This is a genomic window from Kitasatospora sp. NPDC004531 (assembly GCF_053602195.1).
Map to the genome: position 1 here is coordinate 1 of NZ_JBSGDD010000188.1, position 3555 is coordinate 3555.

4 protein-coding genes are annotated in these 3555 nt (G+C 70.4%); 2 read left to right on the forward strand and 2 right to left on the reverse strand.

Features of this window, described 5'->3' with window-relative positions; genetic code table 11:
* Positions 1-69: 69 nt before the first annotated feature.
* The gene (locus ACWEMJ_RS33875; protein ID WP_452140984.1) at positions 70-570 is read right to left on the reverse strand and encodes a DUF6114 domain-containing protein; all 501 of its coding nucleotides are present in this window, start codon (positions 568-570) and stop codon (positions 70-72) included.
* Complete coding sequence (locus tag ACWEMJ_RS33880; RefSeq protein WP_452140985.1) at positions 560-1189, reverse strand: DUF6230 family protein; 630 nt, start codon at positions 1187-1189, stop codon at positions 560-562. The genes ACWEMJ_RS33875 and ACWEMJ_RS33880 overlap by 11 nt, the downstream gene beginning before the upstream one ends.
* A 538-nt stretch (positions 1190-1727) precedes the next feature.
* On the opposite strand from ACWEMJ_RS33880, the gene ACWEMJ_RS33885 reads away from it, so the two are divergent.
* Both ACWEMJ_RS33885 and ACWEMJ_RS33890 read left to right on the forward strand, forming a co-directional pair.
* Positions 1728-2702, forward strand: a complete 975-nt coding sequence (locus ACWEMJ_RS33885) for a hypothetical protein (protein ID WP_452140986.1) — start codon at positions 1728-1730, stop codon at positions 2700-2702.
* Between the two features lie 161 nt (positions 2703-2863).
* Positions 2864-3523 (forward strand): Tat pathway signal sequence domain protein, encoded by a 660-nt coding sequence (locus ACWEMJ_RS33890; protein WP_452140987.1) that lies wholly within the window; start codon positions 2864-2866, stop codon positions 3521-3523.
* Positions 3524-3555: the final 32 nt, after the last annotated feature.

The window sequence follows — 3555 nt, forward strand, 5'->3', positions numbered from 1 at the left end:
GCTCGGTGGCGGGGGCCGCGGGCGGTGCGCACGGCGCAGGCCACGCTCCTGCGCCGTGGGTCGCCCCGGTCAGGCCGGGGTCGCTGAGCGTTCCGCGAGGCGGCGCGCCTTGCGCTTGGTCAGGGGTTGCTCGGGCAGCCAGCCGAAGGCCAGGGTGCTGCCGATCAGGCCGAGGACGAGGCCGATGAAGAAGCCGCCGATGTTGGAGGTGATCCAGCTGCCGAGGGTGGCGAGCACGGCGATCAGGGAGTAGAAGAGCCGCTGTACGGGGTGGAAGATCAGCAGCAGTCCGCAGAGCACCATCAGCATCGGGACGATGTAGCCGGCCAGGCCGAGCAGTCCGATGCGGATGACCATGTGCATCGGGGCGCTCTCGGTGAGCAGGATCTCGGCGCCGGCGAGGGTGACCAGCAGGCCGCCCCAGAAGGGCCGGCGGTCGCGCCAGCCGGCGAAGCCGGTGCGGGTGATGACGGCCGGCGGGGCGTCGGCGGGGTTCTCGGGACCGTTGGGCCGGGCGGCCGCGGTGTTCTCGGCCGCCCGGTCCGGTGCCGAGTCGAACTCAGCAGCCATCGGTGCTGAAGCTGAGGTGCATGTTGGGCAGTCGGAACAGTCCGGCGGTGGTGGCGTAGTTCCGCTGGCGGAAGTGGTCGACGGTCACCTCGTCGCCCTGCTGGCCGAACATTCCGGGCGGGCCCTGGACGGGGCCCTTGTCGAAGGTGCTGGCGTCGCGGCCGACTTCGAGGCCCTTGAACTCGGCTTCGCCGCTCATCAGGTCGGAGTCGGTGGTGAGGTTCTCGGCGTGGACGGGGCTGCCCTTGTCGCCGGCCGTGATCAGCAGGTTGATGCCGCCCAGGTTGACGCTCTGGCAGAGCTTGGTCAGGTCGGCCGACTTCACGGCGGTCTGGATCAGGAACAGCTGCCCGCCGGTGTCGCCGGCGTTCGGGCTGTTCTCGATCATGTTGTCCAGGACGCCGAACTGCTCGACCCCGGTGCCGTGCATCCGGTCGGCGGTGACCTCGAAGGCCATGCCGGAGATGGCGAACTGGTTGGCGAGGACGTTCTGCGCGGTCAGGGTCACCAGGACGCCGGCGGTCACGCAGGCGGGTATCGCCATCAGTGCGGCGCGGCGCAGCCGGACCCGGCCGCGCCCGACGGGGGTGGCGGCGGGTTGTTCTGCGGGGTGGGGCATGTGCAGCTCCAGAGGGTTCGAGTGGGGGTGTGCTCCTCGCGGGCGTTTCGGTCCTGGCGTGGACGGATGCGTCAACCGTGGTGCCTGGAAGTGCAATTGACGATCTTTCTCACACCTGCGAGCTGTCTGGAAGTTACCCCGGGGTACATGGTGGGTCAATACTTCGCGCACCGTCCCCACACATCTGAACACCAGTCAACTCCTGTGACTGACGGGACCATTGGGACGACAATGCACTCGAACTCCGCTCACCGGCCTGCCAACTTCCGCACATCTTCTTGACGTTGCCGTCCGACCCCCCTAGAACTTGGCGATGTACCCGGCGGTAACACCGCGCTTCGACGGCGCCGCCCCGGGTTCCCCCGGGTACCACGAGCCGCCCCGGCGGCACGGTGGCAGTCGTGCGCCTTCGAAACCGGCCGCTCGTGGCGTCGAGCGACCCGCCCGCTCGCCGAACACCCTTGCACCGCACCGCAGTCGGCGCGTCCAGCACGGGCCGGCCACCCCCGTTTCCCCTGCCGTGAGGAGTTCCCCCACCATGCGCCGTACCCCGCCGGACCGCTCCGCCAGCAGCTCCGCCAGCCCGGCCGCCCGTCGCGGCTCGCGGCGGATGCTCGGCCGTCTCGCCGTCCCGGCCGCGCTGGCCAGTGCCGCACTGCTGGCCGGCACCGTTCCGGCGTCCGCCGCCACTCCCGGCGCGCCCTACACCGGCATGGGCAACTGTCCGCTGACCGCGCCCGCCATGACCAACTCGGCCAATCTCCAGGTCGGTTGCCTGGTGTCGATCACCAACGGCGGCAAGTTCACGCTGGGCACCACGGAGGTGCCGTTCAACTCCCCGATCAAGCTGCAGTTCGGCTTCTACTGGGACAAGTCCGCGCCCGAGGTGACCTTCCCGGACGGCACCACCGCCAACCAGTACAACGTGGTGCCGCCGACCAACGCCCCGCTGATGTCGGCGCCGATGGTGGAGATCACCATCCCCGGCATCAAGAACTTCCTGCCGGGCATCACCAGCGTCTTCGCGCAGGTCGAACTGGCGGGCTCCGTCTCCAAGTTCACCCCGATGGCGACCGGCGAGCCGTACCCCGTCTTCCAGCTGCCGATCAAGCTGCACCTGTTCAACGCGCTGTTCGGCCCGGACTGCTACGTCGGCTCGAACTCCGCGCCGCTGATCCTCAAGCCCACCACCGGCACCACGGCCCCGCCCGCGCCGACCGCCCCGATGACCGGCGACCCGGGCACCATCGACTTCACGATGGACCCCAACGGCCACAACGCGCTGGTGATCTCGGAGAACAACGCCAACCTGGTCGACAACACCTTCTCGGTGCCCGGCGCCAACGGCTGCGGCCTGCTCGGCTCGCTGAACCAGATCATCAACTGGACGATGGCGCTGCCCGCCACGCCCGGCAAGAACTCGGTGAGCTTCCAGCAGACCAACGCGAACTTCGTGCTGGACGACAGCCTCGCCGACCTGACCGCCGCGATGAACGCCAGCGCCGGCCACTGATCCGGACGGCGAACCGCCCGCGGCGGCCGCCGCTCCCCCACCGACCCGTGCCCGCCCCGCCGCGGGCGGGCACGCGCTCCGCACCGCCGGAGCCGCGCCCCGGACACCACACCGGGGCCGATCCCACCCACCGGATGCCCCACCCACCGGAAGGAACCCTCGTGCGCAACCGCCTCTTCGCCGGCGCCGCCGCCCTGGCCGCCGCCACCGCCCTGATCGCTCTGCCGGCCGGCTCCGCCAACGCCGCCGGCGGCCCCGTTCTGACGGTCAACGGCATCCCCGTCGCCGTCAACGACGCGCTGTCCGCGGACCTGGTCTCCGGCACCATCGCCACCATGTACAACCCGGGCACCACCACCGGCGTCAAGTGCACCGCGTCCCACATCGGCGGCACCGTCGCGGTCAACCCGCCGGCGCCCGGCACCGCGTCCGGCCCGGTCAACGTGCTGACCTTCAGCGGCTGCACCTCCAACGTCACCGGCGTCACCGGCGTGAACAGCCTGACCATGAACAACCTGCCGTACACCCTGAGCATCTCGGACTCCGCCGGCTTCCCGGTCGCCCTCAGCCCGACCTCGGCGGGCCCGATCCAGGCCACCGTCGTCCTCAAGACGCTGGCCGGCACGGCCAACTGCGTCTACCACTCCACCGCGACCAGCCTGGCCGGCTCCGCGACCAACACGCCGCCGCAGATCAACCTGGTGAACCAGAACTTCACCAAGTCGACCGGCCCGAGCATCTGCTTCCCGACCATCGACTTCTCGGCCTCCTACGGCCCGGTCGTCGACACCAACCTGGGCGGCGCCGTCACCGTCAACTGACGCGCCACTGAGGCAGATTCGGCGCCGCGCCC

Bases quoted from the DNA above. Each gene is read 5' to 3' on its own strand.
- ACWEMJ_RS33875 (WP_452140984.1), bottom strand. From the start codon at position 570: ATGGCTGCTGAGTTCGACTCGGCACCGGACCGGGCGGCCGAGAACACC.
- ACWEMJ_RS33880 (WP_452140985.1), bottom strand. From the start codon at position 1,189: ATGCCCCACCCCGCAGAACAACCCGCCGCCACCCCCGTCGGGCGCGGC.
- ACWEMJ_RS33885 (WP_452140986.1), top strand. From the start codon at position 1,728: ATGCGCCGTACCCCGCCGGACCGCTCCGCCAGCAGCTCCGCCAGCCCG.